This window comes from Metabacillus crassostreae, from assembly GCF_016908395.1.
In the GTDB taxonomy this organism is placed as follows: Bacteria; Bacillota; Bacilli; order Bacillales; family Bacillaceae; genus Metabacillus; species Metabacillus crassostreae.
The window spans coordinates 239,830-258,408 of sequence record NZ_JAFBDU010000005.1 but is presented as its reverse complement, the minus strand read 5'-3'; the positions used below and the strand labels follow the sequence as shown (position 1 = coordinate 258,408).

At 35.6% G+C, this 18,579-nt stretch carries 17 protein-coding genes; 2 read left to right on the top strand and 15 right to left on the bottom strand.

Annotation, left to right across the window (positions count from 1 at the left end; translation table 11 throughout):
- Window positions 1–7: 7 nt before the first annotated feature.
- Window positions 8–229 carry an AtpZ/AtpI family protein gene (locus JOC75_RS16305; RefSeq protein ID WP_146950226.1) on the bottom strand — a complete coding sequence of 74 codons (222 nt, stop codon included), beginning with the start codon at window positions 227–229 and terminating at the stop codon, window positions 8–10.
- Between the two features lie 209 nt (window positions 230–438).
- On the bottom strand, window positions 439–2,658 hold the full coding sequence (locus tag JOC75_RS16300) for a S8 family serine peptidase (protein WP_204955063.1): 2,220 nt from the start codon (window positions 2,656–2,658) through the stop codon (window positions 439–441).
- Between the two features lie 209 nt (window positions 2,659–2,867).
- On the opposite strand from JOC75_RS16300, the gene JOC75_RS16295 reads away from it, so the two are divergent.
- Complete coding sequence (locus JOC75_RS16295) at window positions 2,868–3,137, top strand: hypothetical protein (protein ID WP_204955062.1); 270 nt, start codon at window positions 2,868–2,870, stop codon at window positions 3,135–3,137.
- Window positions 3,138–3,248: 111 nt separating this feature from the next.
- Here JOC75_RS16295 and upp read toward each other — a convergent pair whose 3' ends face one another.
- The 11 genes from upp to JOC75_RS24500 form a co-directional block, all read right to left on the bottom strand.
- A complete protein-coding gene (gene upp, locus JOC75_RS16290) occupies window positions 3,249–3,878 on the bottom strand; it encodes a uracil phosphoribosyltransferase (protein WP_204955061.1) in 630 nt (209 codons plus the stop codon).
- Between the two features lie 87 nt (window positions 3,879–3,965).
- Window positions 3,966–4,265 carry a hypothetical protein gene (locus JOC75_RS16285; protein ID WP_204955060.1) on the bottom strand — a complete coding sequence of 100 codons (300 nt, stop codon included), beginning with the start codon at window positions 4,263–4,265 and terminating at the stop codon, window positions 3,966–3,968.
- Between the two features lie 348 nt (window positions 4,266–4,613).
- A complete protein-coding gene (locus tag JOC75_RS16280) occupies window positions 4,614–5,855 on the bottom strand; it encodes a serine hydroxymethyltransferase (protein WP_204955059.1) in 1,242 nt (413 codons plus the stop codon).
- A gap of 586 nt (window positions 5,856–6,441) precedes the next feature.
- Complete coding sequence (locus tag JOC75_RS16275; protein WP_204955058.1) at window positions 6,442–7,014, bottom strand: TIGR01440 family protein; 573 nt, start codon at window positions 7,012–7,014, stop codon at window positions 6,442–6,444.
- Window positions 7,015–7,030: 16 nt separating this feature from the next.
- Entirely contained in the window at window positions 7,031–7,477 is a 447-nt protein-coding gene (gene rpiB / locus JOC75_RS16270; protein WP_204955057.1) for a ribose 5-phosphate isomerase B, read from the bottom strand.
- A gap of 116 nt (window positions 7,478–7,593) precedes the next feature.
- Entirely contained in the window at window positions 7,594–8,886 is a 1,293-nt protein-coding gene (locus JOC75_RS16265) for a methyl-accepting chemotaxis protein (RefSeq protein ID WP_204955056.1), read from the bottom strand.
- Between the two features lie 25 nt (window positions 8,887–8,911).
- Window positions 8,912–9,358: a low molecular weight protein arginine phosphatase gene (locus tag JOC75_RS16260; protein WP_204955055.1), complete on the bottom strand. Its 447-nt coding sequence runs from the start codon at window positions 9,356–9,358 to the stop codon at window positions 8,912–8,914.
- Between the two features lie 310 nt (window positions 9,359–9,668).
- Complete coding sequence (locus JOC75_RS16255) at window positions 9,669–10,544, bottom strand: TIGR03943 family putative permease subunit (RefSeq protein WP_204955054.1); 876 nt, start codon at window positions 10,542–10,544, stop codon at window positions 9,669–9,671.
- Window positions 10,545–10,565: 21 nt separating this feature from the next.
- On the bottom strand, window positions 10,566–11,579 hold the full coding sequence (locus JOC75_RS16250; RefSeq protein ID WP_239589520.1) for a permease: 1,014 nt from the start codon (window positions 11,577–11,579) through the stop codon (window positions 10,566–10,568).
- 158 nt (window positions 11,580–11,737) lie between these two features.
- The gene (locus tag JOC75_RS16245) at window positions 11,738–13,162 is read right to left on the bottom strand and encodes an alkaline phosphatase (protein ID WP_204955053.1); all 1,425 of its coding nucleotides are present in this window, start codon (window positions 13,160–13,162) and stop codon (window positions 11,738–11,740) included.
- 111 nt (window positions 13,163–13,273) lie between these two features.
- Window positions 13,274–15,583: an alkaline phosphatase gene (locus JOC75_RS24500; RefSeq protein WP_420828037.1), complete on the bottom strand. Its 2,310-nt coding sequence runs from the start codon at window positions 15,581–15,583 to the stop codon at window positions 13,274–13,276.
- A gap of 198 nt (window positions 15,584–15,781) precedes the next feature.
- Here JOC75_RS24500 and JOC75_RS16235 point away from each other — a divergent pair, with 198 nt between their 5' ends.
- Entirely contained in the window at window positions 15,782–16,759 is a 978-nt protein-coding gene (locus JOC75_RS16235) for a CobW family GTP-binding protein (protein WP_204955051.1), read from the top strand.
- Between the two features lie 359 nt (window positions 16,760–17,118).
- Here the strand turns inward: JOC75_RS16235 and JOC75_RS16230 are convergent, their stop codons facing one another.
- Window positions 17,119–17,883 carry an alpha/beta hydrolase gene (locus tag JOC75_RS16230; RefSeq protein ID WP_204955050.1) on the bottom strand — a complete coding sequence of 255 codons (765 nt, stop codon included), beginning with the start codon at window positions 17,881–17,883 and terminating at the stop codon, window positions 17,119–17,121.
- Between the two features lie 41 nt (window positions 17,884–17,924).
- Window positions 17,925–18,485 carry a manganese efflux pump MntP gene (locus JOC75_RS16225; RefSeq protein ID WP_204955049.1) on the bottom strand — a complete coding sequence of 187 codons (561 nt, stop codon included), beginning with the start codon at window positions 18,483–18,485 and terminating at the stop codon, window positions 17,925–17,927.
- Between the last annotated feature and the right edge of the window lie 94 nt (window positions 18,486–18,579).

Sequence of the window (18,579 nt, the reverse complement as noted above, 5' to 3'; positions counted from 1 at the left end):
GAAAGGTTTAATCTCCCGAGAAATAGTGGTGGACCAATCTATACATGGCGTATATTCCAATAGCTAGTCCAAGCAGAAGGCCTACGATTAAAAAAAGTGGTTCAGTACCCAATAAATCGTCAACCCATTTTCCTCCGAATACCCCAACTAAAGTCGAACCTACTAATTGGGAAAGGATCGCGGACATGAGGCCCATCGCTTGAAGCGGATGGCGTTGTTTTTGTCGCATTTTATAAATCCTCGCTTGGTGATTTATAAAGGAACCAGGGGTTAAAATACGGTTTGTAAATGGTCCTTGAAAACCTTATCATTACATCCTCGTTTAGCATACAATAGCATATACTTCATGTCAATCTGTTTAAAGTTAAATGTTCACAATCTTGTTAAAAACATCACAAATCGTTCACATTTTGCCCTTGACTTACTTTTTTTCATTAATTATTCACCAAGTAAAATATCTGTTTCAATGACATCTTCTTGCCCATCTTTTTTCACAAAAACGATTGCTTTATAAATACCCTCTTTTAAATTAGAGTCTTTAATCGAAATATCTTTCTCAAGCATTCCTCTTGATATATTTCGATCCCAGTCTAGAAAACCAACAAATAGCATTGTATCTGGATCATAAAGGGCAATTCCTATTTCATCAGCACCACCCGGTAAATAGGTTTGGTATTTATACATATTAGGTGTATCACCATGACCGAACTCAAATCCCATTATTCTCGGATAGTGAGGTTCATCAATTACATAAAGATAAGGTAGATGAATTTCCTCTTTTCCATAATTAAGTTCCAGCCAATCCTGATGTAAACCTGGCTGTTTCTGATTTGCTGTTATATCAACACTGATCGAAATCTTCCTTTTTTCTTTTGGCTCAATTTTTATCCTTTTAGGCAAATCCCAATGAATTCCTGGCTCGTTTTTCGGTATTTTAAAATCTACAATTTGTTGCTTAGGAGATTGATTATCCAATGTTAATGTTAGCTCTTTTTTCGTTCGCATGTCAGATGCTTCAAATTTCCCGAATGTAAGAGATCCTGGATATGCTAGTAGCTCTGAATTGATTGCATCCTTTACATTTATTCGACCTGTACCTTGTTCAGTTGGTTTTAGCAGCTCTTGTTTTTCATTTTTTAGCTGCTTTGCTGTATTCATTAAAGAGGCTTTTATTTGCTCTGGATTCCAATCAGGATGTGCTTGTTTAATTAACGCACAAGCTCCTGCAACATGTGGTGCAGCCATACTTGTTCCATGAAGCGCTAAGTAGCCATTGGGTATTGTACTATGAATTGCAACTCCTGGTGCTACAACATCAGGCTTTATTGCCCATGTATTTGTAACAGGCCCTCTTGAACTAAATTCCGCCAGCTTATCTTCTTCTTTTTTATACACGGTTCTTAATGATACTTTTTTATTAATTTGTTTTTTTATTGCTTCTCCTGCTTCCTTTGAAATTGAGACCACTGGTATATCAACGGGAATTTCTAATGATCCCGCAAAAGCTCCTTTTACATTGTTATAAATAATAACCGCCTTTGCTCCTTGTTGTTTCGCATTTAAAACTTTTTCTGTAAAAGTAATTTTGCCTCTTTCCATTAAAACAATTTTGCCACGAGCAATCTTGTCTATATCTTTTTTTTCACCGATTCCTCCAAGAACCATTGAATCAATGCCTTTAAAATTCCAAGGCTTTGCACCTTGTAATAAATTCATGGAAATCAACTCAGTTATGCCCGCTACTTTTAAATAAGGAGTTTTTAAAGGTGGTGTTGATGCTCCAACCGAAATTGCTTTACCTGAAGTACCTGGTGATCCAACTGACCATACATCAGGACCAGAGTTTCCACTAGATGTGACAGCGACGATTCCCGAATCAACAGCTTTATCAAGTGCTAGGCTTGTTGGCCAATCAGGTCCATTCACATTATTTCCTAGTGATAAATTGATGATATCTACTTTATCTTCTATTGCTTTATCAATGGCAGCAATTACTTGATCAGACGTCCCCATACCACCTGGACCAAGGGCGCGATAAGCAATGATCTCTGCTTCAGGTGCTACTCCTCGTAGTTTCCCATTTGCCGCAATAATTCCAGCAACATGTGTACCATGAAGCGTTTCATCTCCATCACTAGCCATTGTTTCCATCGGATCTTGATCACCGTCGATAATATCAAAGCCACCAGCATAATTCTGATCTAGATCTGGATGATGGTAATCAACACCTGTATCAATAACAGCTACTTTAACACCTTTTCCTGTTAATCGATGATTTCCTCGATCAAACAAGCCTCTTACATCTTCACCACCAATAAAAGGAACACTAGTTTCTAAATGTGGTTTATATGAAACAACCTGACTATGATGAACAACAGCAGGATGTTTTTGCAGCTTCTTTAATTCTCCGACAGTGCCCTCTAGAGAGAAGCCATGAAATGCATGCTGATATGTTTGAAGGATTTTAATGTTAGGTTGAGCTTGTACTTCTTTTCTAAAAGAATCAAATTCAGGTTCATCAACAAGTAAAAGTATTCTTTGAATATCAGCTTCGTTTTCACTAGGAAGAGCGGGTCTATTAGGGTAGGTTTCTCCATATGCAGTTGTTGTAAAGCATAGTGTGATACATAAAGAAAAAATGATTTTTCTGATATTCATTGTTATCCACCTCATGTTTAGTTTGCACGAGGTGTGGGGAGAAAATGTAACTTTAAGTAGTTTTAGGCATGTTTTTAGAAGTTAAGAAATCAAAAGTTGCTTCCAAATGGCTATAATTTAAAATTGATGTGTTCCTAAAAGCAAAGGGATTTGCCATTTTTTATAGAATGATAAAAACAAGGATATCTTCTAAGAAAAAAGGTGAATCAATGATTCTTGAATTATTTACAAATATTTGTATGTCGATGGTTATGTTTATTCGCGGTAATCCAAATGAGAAAAAAATTAATCGGAATATTGAATTATTAAAGAAAACAGAATGGTTTAAACAAATCTATTTAAAGAATGAAGAATTATTTAAGAAGGATGAACATTTACGGTACATCATTGGATGGGCGAAGGTTGAGAAATCTTTAAAAAATGAGAAGGAAACTGCTAAATTAAGGGGAGAGATTTTAGAAGCTATAAACGAAAAATAGCTTATGTAGCATTTTTATTTTATGCGATGCTGTTAAGGAACTAACTATACTAATAATCAGCCCTCAGAAATATAAAAAGAAACTCTTAATATAAGAGCTTCTCGTCATCATTTATTTAGTTCCGTATAATCTGTCACCAGCATCACCTAAGCCAGGGACGATATAACCGTGGTCGTTAAGCTTTTCATCTAGAGCTGCAATGAAAATATCAACATCAGGATGTGCTTCTTTCACAACTTCTACACCTTCTGGGGCTGCAATTAAACACATAAATTTGATATTTTTTGCTCCGCGTTTTTTCAAGCTATTAATGGCTTCAACAGCAGAGCCTCCAGTTGCAAGCATCGGATCTACTACGATAAAATCACGCTCTTCTACATCTGATGGAAGTTTTGCATAATATTCTACAGGTTGTAGTGTTTCTGGATCACGATAAAGACCAATATGTCCAACCTTTGCTGCAGGAATTAATTTTAAAATGCCATCAACCATTCCAAGACCAGCACGAAGAATAGGGATGATTCCTAATTTTTTACCTGCTAACACCTTTGATTTTGCCGTTGTAACAGGTGTTTCAACATCAACCTCTTTTAAAGGAAGATCTCTTGTAATTTCAAAAGCCATTAAGCTAGCTACCTCATCAACAAGCTCTCTGAACTCTTTTGTTCCTGTTTTTATATCACGAATATATGTAAGTTTATGTTGAATTAATGGATGATCAAACACATATACCTTGCCCATCAAATCATCTCCTTTTCTTTGACACTTCAATAGATTTTACAGAAAAACAACTATAGTTTCAAGTTCCAATAAGATAAATATACAAAGTTAGTGCAAGTGTTTAGCTTTTAATCTACCATAATAGCCAAAGTAAAAGACAATTGTTCCAATAGCAGAGGCAAAGATAATATATACACCATCCCAATTAGTAGAACCACCAGAAAGCTTCCATATGATCATTGGGATGAGGAAAAATAGCATCAACACTAGCAAACCCCAAAATAACGAATGTAGAATTTGCAGCATCTCTTTTGGCCCTGTTGTTGGCTTGTTTTTTTCAATAGATAGAATTCTTTTTGTAATAAACATTAGTAAAAGGATTGCTCCAGCTAGGAATAATATAAGCATGTTAAACCCTCGTTTCATTTGGCTGTTTTCTTTAAAAAAACTGTTGCTTTTTTTAGAAACGATAGTGGAATGTAGCGGAGGACACTTGACTCCTGCGGGTGTAGAGGAAAGGTCGAGACCCCACAGGCGCCACCGAAGAGGCTTGACTTCCTCCCCGGCGGATCTTGTGTCTGCAGCGAAATGTAACGATCACATTTATTCCTAAAGATTTTTTAAATAGCAATACGAGAAAACAGCATTTTATTAAGAGAATACATTTCGGAGTTTAATCTAGGTGGTTTTTATAGTATGATATCTAATTTAAATAATGGCGACTTCCTAAATGGAAAGTCGCCACTAAATATGATCTTATAAGTTACGATATAAAGGGAAGTTACTTGTTAAATCTTCAACACGTTGCTTCGCTTCAGCAAGCTTTGCTTCATCTTCATGGTTTTTAAGAGCGAACGCAATGATGCTTCCGATTTCGTCCATTTCTTTTGCACCAAAACCACGACTTGTTACAGCTGCTGTACCGATACGAATACCACTTGTCACAAACGGGCTTTCTGTTTCAAATGGAATTGTGTTTTTGTTAACTGTTACACCAATCTCATCTAGTACATGCTCTGCCACTTTACCAGTGATGCCAAGAGAACGAACATCAACTAATAAAAGATGGTTGTCTGTACCACCAGAAACTAGAGTAAGACCTTCTGCTTGAAGCTTTTCAGCCAAGCTTTTAGCATTGTCAATGATGTTTTGTGCATATGTTTTGAAGCTATCTTGAAGAGTTTCACCAAAGGAAACTGCTTTTGCTGCAATAACATGCATTAGAGGTCCACCTTGGATACCAGGGAAGATCGATTTATCAATCTTTTTACCGAATTCTTCTTTACAAAGAATCATCCCACCACGTGGTCCACGTAATGTTTTATGTGTTGTTGTTGTAACAAAGTCCGCATATGGAACTGGATTTTCATGAAGTCCAGCAGCAACAAGACCAGCAATATGTGCCATATCAACCATGAAGTATGCGCCAACCTCATCAGCGATTTCACGGAATTTTTTAAAGTCAATTGCTCTTGGGTATGCACTAGCCCCAGCAACGATTAACTTCGGCTTATGAAGTCTTGCTTTTTCTGCTACATCTTCATAATTAATACGATGTGTTACTTCATCAACACCATACTCAACGAAATTATACTGCACACCACTAAAATTAACAGGGCTACCATGTGTTAAATGTCCACCATGAGACAGGTTCATCCCAAGAACTGTGTCACCATGCTCTAAAATAGTGAAATAAACTCCCATGTTAGCTTGTGCACCTGAGTGTGGCTGAACATTTACATATTCCGCACCAAAGATTTCCTTCGCACGATCTCTCGCAATGTCTTCTACAACATCAACATGCTCACAACCACCATAATAGCGACGTCCTGGATAGCCTTCAGCATATTTATTTGTTAAAACAGATCCTTGCGCTTCCATTACTGCTTCACTAACAAAGTTTTCAGAAGCTATTAACTCAATTTTCGTTTCTTGTCTAGTACGCTCTAGTTGAATGGCTTCAAATATCTTAGCATCTTGTTCTGGTAAATGTTTCATTGGTGTGTCTCCCTTCATTCTTAACCGATAATTGTTGTTTCCTACATATTATTTTACGACTAATTCCATCTATATTGTACACGTTTATAGATCGTAATGTAAAAGTTTTTCTGATATTTTTTTAGAGTTTTTAAGTTTTTTTCTAGTGTATTACCTAAAAGACGAATATTAAAGGCTTACATTGTGATTAACATTCACTTTTTTGCTGTAATTGGTTTATATATACAACCTATTGTCGTTACTTTTCATTGTAATGTCAACTACGAATGTAGAATATTTCGATGAATTGGAAAGTTTGGTTTTTAAAGTAGGTTGTGGGGCGAATTAGCGGCGAATTTTGTCGAATGAACGTTTATTTCGAAAAGTTGAATGATTATTGGGCAAAGTTGAACGATTAATGCCCAAAGTTGAATGATTATCCTATTCAACGGTGTTCTCGGTAGTGAAATTCAGTATGATTCATACTAGTTAAGGTCGATATCAGATCAGATATACATTATTCACATGCTAAATCGGATGAAAATTACACTATTTCAATGAAAAACATACAAAAAAGGAATCAACACCAAATGTTGACTCCTACTTTTTAATGACACGAGCTGTTTTCAATTGTGTTTTCATATACGGCTCTTGCTCCACCTATTAGCTTAGGGCGATTGTTCGCCATTGTAACATGTGCGGCACCAATTTGTTTTATTTTGCTTCGAATTGGTACGGCTACATGCTTGAGATGCATACCTATAAAAGTATCACCGATGTCTATTCCAGCGTCTGCTTCAATATGCTCGACAACTACTGGATTGTTCATAGAATTGTAAGCATAGGTAGCCATTGCGCCACCTGCTTTTCGCACAGGAATGACTGTGACTTGAGGCAATTTATTTGTTTTAGCCACATTTTTTTCTAAAACTAGCGCACGATTTAAATGTTCACAGCATTGAAATGCTAAATTGACTCCAGTTTTTTCTTTAAAATCGGCTAACGTATTGAAAATCATGGCTGCTACCTCTTCTGTGCCAGCAGTACCAATTTTTTCACCAATTACCTCGCTTGTACTACAGCCAATTACGAGGAGATCTTCTTTTTCTAGCTTTGCTTGTTTTTGAAAATCAACTAATAAAGCGGTTAAATCTTGTTTCCACATTTCAAGATTTGTCATAAATTAACGACTTCCTTTAATTGTGATTCTGTTCGTATTCAGTGATTTTCCCTACTCGTGTAGCGTGACGACCACCTTGATATTCAGTTGTTAACCAGATCTTCGCTACTTCCCTAGCTAAACCAGGACCGATTACTCGTTCTCCCATTGCTAGCATATTCGTGTCGTTGTGTTCACGTGTTGCTTGAGCACTGAATGTATCGTGAGCAAGTGCACAGCGAATACCTTTTACTTTATTTGCTGCAATACTCATACCAATTCCTGTGCCACAAATTAAGATACCGCGATCAAATTCTCCGTTTGCCACCCGCTCTGCTACAGGTAGAGCATAGTCAGGGTAATCTACAGATGTTTCACATTCACAGCCCATATCTTCAAATTCAATATTCAACTCTTGAAGTAACGCAATGATTTCTTTTCTTATATTAAGTCCACCATGATCTGAAGCAATTGCAACCTTCATTGATACACCCTCCAACTTTTCATCTCATTCTTAAAACTAATCATACTATAATCTACTGATAATGAAAAAAGCTAACGCTCATGCTATTAGCTTTTTCTTCCATTCTATTTTATCTCTTATCTATGAAAACGATCAATTGTTTTTCGTAATTCGTCTGCACTTTCAGAAAGTTGTTTTCCTAACTGACTAATTTGCTGAATATTTGTTGTTTGATCTGCAATAGCTGATGCCACTTCATGAGCACCTGCAGATGTTTCCTCGGCAATTGCAGCCACCTCTTGAGATTGTGCACCAGTTTTTTGCAGTGAATTCATTTGTTGATGAACAAGCTCGCTAATTTGGTTAACTGCTGTTGCAACATCTAAGATCGAAGTACTAGTTTCTTCAAGCATTTTAGCAGAGGTTTGTCCATTTTCAGCCTGACTTTTCGCTGTTTCTACTTGCTCACCTATTTGACCTACCACATTTTGAACTTCTTGTTGAATATTTCCGATAAGACCTGTAATCCCCTGAACAGCTTTCGCACTTTCATCAGCTAGCTTTCGTACTTCCTCAGCAACAACCGCAAAGCCTTTTCCATGCTCGCCTGCTCTTGCTGCCTCGATTGAAGCATTTAATGCTAATAAATTCGTTTGATTAGCAATATCTCCAACAAGTGAGACAATTGTCGATACTTCATTTGCATGCTCTTCAAGTCTACGAACTGCTGTCATTGAATGCTGATTTTCCTCAGCTAGTGTTTGAATACCTGTTATAAGTGAATCATAAACCTTTTTACTTTCTTCTAATGATGACACCATCTGTTTTGACATTTTTTCAGATGAAGTTGCTTTATCTTCTACCTGTGAAGCAAATTCAATAATATCTTCAACAGATGCTGCTGTTTCTTGAATAGATGTAGCAGATTGATCAGCACCACGTGAAATTTCCTGAACAGTTAAAGAGATTTCATCTGCTTGCTTAGAAGCATTATTCGAAGCTGTCGCAATTTGAGTGACCTGTTGATTTGTTGCATGAAAATTTGATTCAATGCTTTCTACCATACTTCTCATATTTGCAAGCATCGAATTAAATGCAATACTTAATCCTCTAATTTCATCATCACTTTTGGTTAATGGAACATCTTCTTTAATATTACCTTCTGCTGCTTTGTACACAACTGTTTCAAGTCTTTTTAGCGCTCTTGTAATAAAGCCTGCACCAAAATACGCTAAAACACCTGACCAGAAAACACCCATTAATAATGTAATCAAAGTGAATACTTCTGGTGCAACAAGATGATCAGCAAAATTCACTAAAACATAAATAAAGAAAGCACTTGTTGAATATGTAATAAGTGCTAAAACGGTTGTAAAAATAACAAGCTTACGACGCAAGCTAAATTTATATCTCTTTTCATCATTCTTCACGTGTTTCTCCCCCTGTTTGTTTCTTCTATTTAAGCTTATCTTTCAGCTTCATAATAAGTGCTTCTAAATCTTCCCGTGTTTGTCGGTATAATGATAAAGGTCCACCAAATGGATCAGTTATATCACGCTTTTCTTCATCAGGACTTGTAACATATTCAGAAAGAGTAAAGGTCTTTCTTCCGGCTTGTGGATATTGATCGATAACTGATTGTTTATGATTATTTGTCATTGTTAAAATAATGGTTGCCCACTCTACTAAATCACTCGATAAACTAGAAGACTGGTGCTGACATGTAATGCCTCTTTCACGTAACACTTCAATCGTATGACTAGATGCATCACTGTCATCCATTGCAAAAACACCAGCCGATTTAACAAAAATTGAATCTGAATCCTTCACATGATTTAAAAGAGCTTCAGCCATTGGACTTCTACAAGTATTTCCCGTGCAGATGAATAGTACATTTGTCATATAAAACACTCCTTTATTATATTATAATCGAAAAAAACGTAAGAAAATAGTCGAATTTATTGAACAAAATATGTATATCGGGACTATTTTCTCCTATTGGGATTGTAATACTTGGGGGGTTCGTAAACTTTATTGATATAACAAGTTTCACGAAGGGTGTTGAATGGAATCGATTCATTTCGCTCCATTAACTAAGTTTAGCTTTTAGCAATATTAAACAGCACTTTATAAAAACAACAGATAGTTAGATTAATTAACAGCAAAGATAAAAAGAGTGCAGAGATAAACTCTACACTGAATCATTATAGCATTAATAAATATAAATATATGGATCTGATGGAGCTTCTATTACTTCTAATTGACCAATATCAATCGATGGAAGAGCAAGGCCATTTCGTTCTGTTTTATTGATTGTTCCTGTTACCTTTACCCATTGGTCATTTTTAAGCTGTGTTGCCATATCGCCTTTTGCAAGTGTTCCAATTACTTGAAGATCTGCTACACAGCAGGAAACAGTGAATCTGGAAACTGCCATTTGATTCGGCTCAAAATCTGGCTCACGATAAACAAATCCAGTTATTTCGATTTCTTTCCCTACAAATTTATCTAAGTCCGCTTCAATATAGTTGGTGATTTTCTGGTACTCTGTATCTTTTACAACGATTTTTTCACTATTTAATAAACCCTCTAAAAATAACTCATCAAGACTTTTTGCTTCAGAAGATGTTGATGTTGAACTACTTTCTGATGCCGAAGCCTCGACCACTGTATCTTCACTTGTCTTCGCATTTTGCTCAACTGAAGTATTTGAAGCTCCTAGGTTAATTCCTCTTTTTGCGATAACTGAACTATCAAGGACAACTTCTGGAAACATAAATCCTGTTAAAACCGGAAATAAAAATAAGGAATAGATTAAAACTGATTTGATCGGTGACCTTTTCCCACTATGATCAAGACCACAATCACAATAGATATCTAATTCTTCTTTCGAATCACTTCTCCATATTTGTAAAATTCCTAGTATAAGGAATACTCCTGTTGCAAAATAAGCAAACGGAAGCATTTTTGGTGCAATAAAGTTTGTAATATCACCAGAAATGATCAATTTAAATAACAGCATAGTGAAGCCTACTAATATAATACCTCTTATGAATTTTTGAAAACCTAAATCAGTTGATTGATCCATTTTAATTTCCCTCCATCCGTCTTAAAATACAACCGCTTGATATACAAGTACTCCTAAATAAACCACTACTGTTACAACTAAAATAAATGTGAAAACAAATTTCGTTTTGAAAAATGCGAATAGCATGATTGTGTTTTTCAAATCCAACATAGGCCCATAAACAAGAAAGGCTAGTAAAGCTCCAGGTGCAAATGTATTACCAAAGGAAGCTGCTATAAATGCATCTGCTTCTGAACATAGTGATAACACAAATGCAAAAACCATCATAACGATTGGTGAAGAAAATTCACTTGAACCTAAATTTAATAAAATTTCTCGATCTAAGAATGTTTGGAATAAGCTTGCGATAAAAGCACCAATAATGAGGAATTTACCCATATCAAAAAATTCATCACTTGCATGATAAAGTGTTGCTTTTAATTTGTTTACATTAAGAACTTCAGAAGTACTAGTTTGCTTTCCAACTAATTCCTCAGATGTTAGCTTCAATTGGTCACTATTTTTAAAGAGAACGTATAATACTAGACCGATAATAATTGATAATATAAAAGCTAAAACCATACGACCAGTTAAAATGCTAAGATTTGTTTGGAATGCAAAATAGGTAGAAGCTGCAACGACAGGATTTAAAATTGGTGCACAAGCTAAAAAGACAAATGCAACATGCAAAGGCATTCCCTTTTTTATTAATCTTCTTACAACCGGCACAACAGCACACTCACAAACTGGGAAAATAGCACCAAGCAAAGCGGCTGGTAACACAGCTATAATCATATTCTTCGGAATATACTTCTTTACTGTTTCTTCTGATACAAATATTTGAATAAGAGATGAAACAAACACCCCTAATAAAATAAACGGAATGGCTTCAATGACAATACTCAAAAATATGGTATTCAGGTTCAACCAGTCTTTTGGGATAGAAAATTGATTTTGAAAGATTTTATAATCCCAAAAGATAAAGAAATAGATAAATACTGCTACCAATGCTAAACCTATTAATTCCTTCGATTGCTTCAACATCGTTGTTCTCATATTAAAACCCCTTCTTCTATGTTCTTGTATCATCCAAATTCAAAAAGCCCATACAAGTGACTACTTTATATGTAATGAAGATTACTTACCCTGAGGATCTTACTTTAGTAGAAAAGTAGAAAGCCTACTAACAAGGCTTTCTACTCAAATATTGTCGTTTACTTATTATTTTCCTCTAATAATTGGAAGATAATTTTCGCTTGATCTGTATTATCAATCAAACCTTTAAAACGAGATTTTTCTGGACCGAATGCATATACAGGTACTTCTTCTCCTGTGTGTCCTCCTGTAGTCCAGCCTGTTACAGAATGATCATTAACAATTGCTTCGATTGCATTATCAATTGCTGTTCCATTCTTTGCTACTACTGCATCTTTTACAGCTTGAATTTCTTCAGGCTTAATTTGGCTATAGAAGCTATTATCGATGTATTTTTTCATAACACTTTCTACATCAGCACTTGCACCTGACGCATAAAGTTCAGCCGCAATGTAATCAGGTGTTTTATTGAAAGCTTTAATTGGGTTAACTAAGAAGTTATAGTCTCCACTCGTTTTTGCTTTCGTATTTGCACCCAATGTTAAACCACCTGTTGCGTGGTCAGCAGTTGTCACAACTAATGTTTCACCATCATTTTTCGCAAAATCAATTGCTGCTTTAAATGCACGCTCAAAGTCTTCCATTTCACTCATCGTACCTACAACATCGTTATCATGCTCTGCCCAGTCGATTTGACTTCCTTCTACCATTAAGAAGAAGCCATCTTCATCTTGATTAAGGCGCTCGATTGCTGTTGTTGTCATTTCTTCAAGTGAAGGAATGCTATCATCACGGTCGATCATTTTAGGAAGTCCACCTTTAGCAAATAAACCTAATACTTGACCGTTTTTATCGTTCATTAATTCTTCTTTATTAGTTACAAAGCTGTAACCATCTTCAACAAATTTTTCTGCTAGATTAGTAGTGTCCTTTTTACGACCATCAGCTGGCACAAAGTTCTTTGAGCCTCCACCAAGCATGATATCAACTTTATGTTCACCGTTAATTAGCTCATAATAATAATCATCAGCTATTGCATCCATGTTTTTACGGCTTTCATCATGTGCACCATAAGATGCTGGTGTTGCATGAGTAATTTCAGATGTTGCCACTAAACCAGTTGCTTTTCCATACTCCTTAGCTCGTTCAAGTACTGTTTCGTAAGGGTTTTTCTCATTATCCATACCAATCGCATTGTTGTACGTTTTTATACCTGATGCCATTGCTGTCGCAGCTGAAGCTGAGTCAGTGATCTTTTGTGCTGGATCATCTGGATATGTTGTTTGCATTCCTACTAAATACTTGTCAAATTCAGTAGGCTCCATCATTTTAGTTGAAGAGTCATTCTTCATATAACGATGAGCAGCAACTGTTGAAGGTCCCATTCCATCACCAATAAGGAATATGACATTCTTTATTTTAGCTGTAGACTCTTTTTCTGCTTTTGCTTCATCTTGATTTAAGCCTGCAAAACTTCCAACAACTACTGTTGATAATACAGCTGCTGTTACTAGTTTTTTCGTAATCGATCGTTTAAAAACCATGAGTTTCCCTCCTAATTTCTTATAATGCTAGTAATCTCTTAATGAAGAGTAGACGGAAGTACAGATGTACCATGTACCTCCCGCCCTACCTTTATTAAGCTTAGTTATTTATCAAACGTTCAATTTCGTTTTTCTTCTTTGATAAAAGAAGATTGCACCAGCTGCTAGTAAAACAACAATTCCTAATCCTAGTAAATTAAACACATTAGTAGCTGTTTGAGGTAAGCCATATCCTCCCTCAGTTGCTGGAAGCTTTTTCAGTTTATCTACGTCTTTTGCATTGTCCATCTCTAATTCAAATACTGCGAAAGAACTGAAATGGTCTGTACCTGCTGTTACAACACCATTTTTATATTCTCCACCAACTAATTCCCACTTCTTATCTTCTTCGTTATAGTAGAATAGTTTCACATCTTCTTCTTTTTCTACTTCACCAGTTACATTAAATTCTAATGTCATTTTTTCTTTAAATTGATGAACTGCTTTATCTCCTGCAAATATTGTGAAATCGTAAACAGCACTTAGAGCATCATCAATGTCTTTCATGCGTTCTACCTTAATTTTCACATCACCTTCTGGAAGATTTTCAAAAGGTACATTTACTTTTACATCTTTGTTTTTCATGTGAAGATCAATGTTTTTAGCTTTTAATAATTCAATTTGCTCTTTACTTAAAGATAGCTCCACATTGTATGCATCTTTAAAATCAAGAACAGCTGTCGAGCCTTCCTCTAATGACTTTAAGTCCTCTGTATCAATTGAAGCTTTACCATCTTTAATTGTTACTTTAAGTTCTTGTGGTTTTGGTTGCTCTGTTTCATCACCTGGTGTTTCTGGTGTTTCTGGTGTTTCTGGTGTTTCTGGTGTTTCTGGTGTTTCTGGTGTTTCTGGTACTTCAGGTGTTTCTGGGTTTTCTGGTACTTCAGGTGTTTCTGGATTTTTTGGTACTTCAGGTGTTTCTGGATTTTCTGGTGTTTCTGGGTTTTCAGGTGTTTCTGGCATTTTATTTTCTTCTAATAGTTGGAAGATAATTTTTGCTTGGTCTGTATTATCGATTAATCCTGCAAAACGTTCGCTTTGTGGACCAAATGCATAAACAGGAACGTCTTCACCAGTATGTCCACCAGTTGTCCAGCCTGTTACGGAATGATCATTAACAATAGCTTCGATCGCATTATCAATTGCAATACCATCAGTTGCTGCAGCAGCATCTTTTACTGCTTGGATTTCTTCATTTGTAATTTGATTATAGAAGCTTGAATCAATATGCTTTTGCATAATTCCTACAACATCAGCACCAGCTCCAGCTGCATAGATTTCAGCAGCGATATAGTCAGGTGTTTTCGAGAAAGCTTGAATAGGATTAACATGGAAATTATAATCTCCATTTGGTTTAGCCTTCGTGTTAGCGCCTAAAGATAAACCACCTGTTGCATGGTCAGCTGTTGTCACAACTAACGTGTGCTCATCTTGTTTAGCAAAATCGATTGCAGCTTTAAAGGCTTGTTCAAAATCATTCATTTCACTCATTGTTCCAACAATATCATTATCATGCTCTGCCCAGTCGATTTGGCTGCCTTCAACCATTAAGAAGAAGCCTTGCTCATCTTTACTTAGGCGCTCAATAGCAGTAGATGTCATTTCTTCTAGAGAAGGAATGCTGTCATCACGGTCGATCATTTTTGGAAGACCGCCCTTTGCAAACAATCCTAATACTTGTCCATTTTCATCTTTCATTAATTCATCTTTATTCGTTACATAGCTATAACCTTTTTTCTGGAATTCTTCTGCTAGATTACGACCATCGATTTTTCGTCCATCTTCTGGTACGAAGTTTTTAGAGCCACCACCAAGAATAACGTCAATTTTATGATTACCATTTACAAGCTCATCAAAATAATCGTTTGCAATCGCATCCATATTTTTACGACTTTCATCATGTGCACCATAAGATGCTGGTGTTGCATGTGTTACTTCTGAAGTTGCAACTAATCCAGTTGCTTTTCCATCTTCTTTTGCTTGCTCAAGTACTGTTTCGTATGGATTTTTTTCATTATCCATTCCAATTGCATTGTTGTATGTTTTAATTCCTGATGCCATTGCTGTTGCAGCAGATGCAGAGTCTGTTATGTTTTGTGCAGGATCATCTGGGTATGTAGTTTGCATACCTACTAAATACTTATCAAATTCAGTAAGCTCAATTTGCTTTGTAGAAGGGTCATCCATCATATAACGGTGTGCTGTTACTGTTGAAGGTCCCATTCCATCTCCGATTAAGAAAATTACATTCTTGATTTCTGGTGTTTCTGCGGTATTAGCTTTTGCTGTCTCTTGATTTAATCCAGCAAAACTACCGATTACTAATGATGATAATACACCAAGAGTAACTAGTTTCTTAGTAAAGCCTCTTTTAACTACCACTATCATATTCCTCCCTTAATCTATTTTTCTCACAATTATAATGGTAGTTTGTAAATGTTAAGGAAAAATGTATATATTTTGTAGATAAGGTAAATTTTTTGTAAATTTTTGAAGAATTACTTGTCGAAGTGTATAATATACGTGTATAATCGTAACGATTCCTATTTGATACCAATAATAAAAAGTGAGGGGTTTTTGTTGAAACAACCTATAAATGTTTATATAATTAGTGGATTTTTAGGAAGTGGTAAAACAACTGTGTTGAAAAAACTCGTTGAAGAATGCAATACAAGAGGACAAAAGCTTGGAATAATCCTCAATGAGCTTGGCGATACAAATGTTGAGAACCATCTATTTGATAAAGAACAAATGTATGAGCTTTTAAACGGTTGTATTTGTTGTTCTATTCAAGAGGATTTAAAAACAACTTTAGATCAATTTGTCAAAAATCCTGTCGACATCTTGTTAATAGAAGGTACTGGTGTTGCGAACCCTAATGAAATTATTGAGGCGCTTTCAAGCCCACTATATATTGATCAATTTAATTTACAATCAGTTATTAGTTTAGTAGATGCAAGTAATTACCTAGACTATCAAAGTATTTTTTCTAGCTCTAAAGAGGTTCGTACGCTATTAAAGGAACAAATTACGAGTGCTTCGTTTATTATCTTAAATAAAACAGATCTTGTTTCTGAAAAAAAACTCGATAAAATTCATACTCAAATCAAGAAATTAGTTCATGAGGAAATTCCGATCGTATCCGCCTCATATGGGGATGTATCAACAAGTGAGCTGTTGATGGAGAGAGTACGTACAATTAACTTAACAGACAAACAAGTATCTGCATGCGGATGTTCAGTAGATTCGTCATGTAATCATGATCATGTTAACCATGCGTCTATCAAAGCTGTTAAGTTGGAGGATATACCTCTATTTGATAAAAAGGTATTTGAAAAATGGTTAAAAGGTTTACCGGAAAATGTTTTCAGAGGAAAAGGAATCGTCCATTTTCATAAAGATCCAAATTTATATTCGTTTCAATTCGCGTCTAAAAAGCTTGCATTAGAAGAAGTAAATTCAAAAGGATTGAAACCAATTATTATTTTAATTGGTAATGGAATTGATAGTGATGCAATAAAAGAATCTTACGAACAAACCTTTTTACACTTAACATAGAAGACGAAGAGGCTGGGACATAATTAAAGATGTCATACAAAAAGGCGAATAAATCTAAATTCAGTTAAGTTGAAAGAAATAAGTTCGTTCCATTGCGCTGCAGACATAAGATTCACCGGGGAGGAAGCTAAGCCTCCTCGTAAGCTGCGCGCCTGTGGGGTCTCAGCCTTTCCTCTGCACCCGCAGGAGTCAAATGTCTTCCGCTCCACTCCACTAGTTCTTAAAAAAGTATGCAAAATCAAAAAATCTATTGAAGACAGCAAATAAAAACCCGAGATATTAGGCGAATGTTTAATTGACATATCACCTAATAATTCGGGTTTATCTTTAGCTTAAATACTTAAGTCCCAGCCTCTTCATTAATCTATTATAAAAGAGATCATCTTCGGAACTCTCTTTTTAAATTCGTTGTAGCTATGTTCTGCATCATGATGCTTTTTAAATATAACATGATGATGCTTCTTATTTAAAATATGATAGAATTTTTCATTTGAAGCCAAAAACGCTTCACTAATTCTGATATCCTTCTTTGCCTCTGCTGTTCCGCAATCGATGTAAAATCCCTTAACAAAAGATAAATCTGTTTCTATTAATAATTTTTCTATTTGTTCCTGATTTCTATAGAAAGCAGAAGATAATACCGCAACTTTCTTAAACACCTGTGGATAACAGCATGCAGCATAGGTTGAGATTAATCCACCTAATGAAATACCTGCAATTGAAGTGCTGTCCTTTTTTGTGCGGTACTTTCTATCGATAAGAGGCTTTAGATCGTTAACAACAAAATCAACATATTCTTTCCCAGAGCCACCTGTTGTTTCTGTTAAACCAAATATCTCTCTACTGTATACACCGTTTTCCCACGGACAATATTCATTAACTCGTTCTTTGCTGTTCTGATCAATGGCTACAACGATTATTTCAATATCGTTTTCATCTAAATAGTTTTCTAAATCTAAAGAAACACCACCAATTGCATCAGGGCTTTGAAAAACATTTTGTCCATCATGCATATACAGCACTTGATATCGTTTATCTGCCTTATTATATTGCCTTGGAAGATAGACTCTTATATTTCTTTCTTGATTTAATTGGGTCATATGTACTTTAAATGATTCGATCATTTCTATTCTCCCTCTGTATCACCTTTTTATCTGTTACTCTTTTAAAAAGGCAATAGCAGCTTAATTCCAAATGCTAATAAAATGGCGCCACCTAGTGCTTCGCTATATGAGCCAAGCCAGTTTTGCACTCTTTTTCCAACTAATAAACCAATCCAAGTTAGAACCATACTTACGATCCCGAAAATAGCGACAGTCAGGAATGTTTTGGCTCCATAAATCCCTAAGCTTAAGCCAACTGAAAAGCTATCTAGGCTTACACTTAGTGCAAATACAATTAACCCAAAGCCTACTGGAGTGATCAGTGGTTCGTCGTCTTTTTTAAATGATGAAAAAACCATTTGTATTCCTAATAATATTAAGAGACCTCCGCCTAATAAAGTTGCAATTGTTCCAAAGGTGTCAGTTAAAAGTCGTCCAATTAACATACCAACGAGCGGCATCCATATATGAAAAACACCGATTGTTACACCAATGTAAAATATTTGTCGTAATCTCAACTTAATTAAGCCCATTCCAAGGCCTACGGAAAATGCGTCCATTCCTAAAGCTAAAGCCATTATTAATAGTGTGATTAATTCCCCAATTATTGATTGAATATCCATGTTCCCCCTCCTCGGACACGCCTATTTAACTTTATGCACGTCCGATTTGGAATAGAACATTATGATGTTTTGAAAGCTGAGACAAACTTACAAT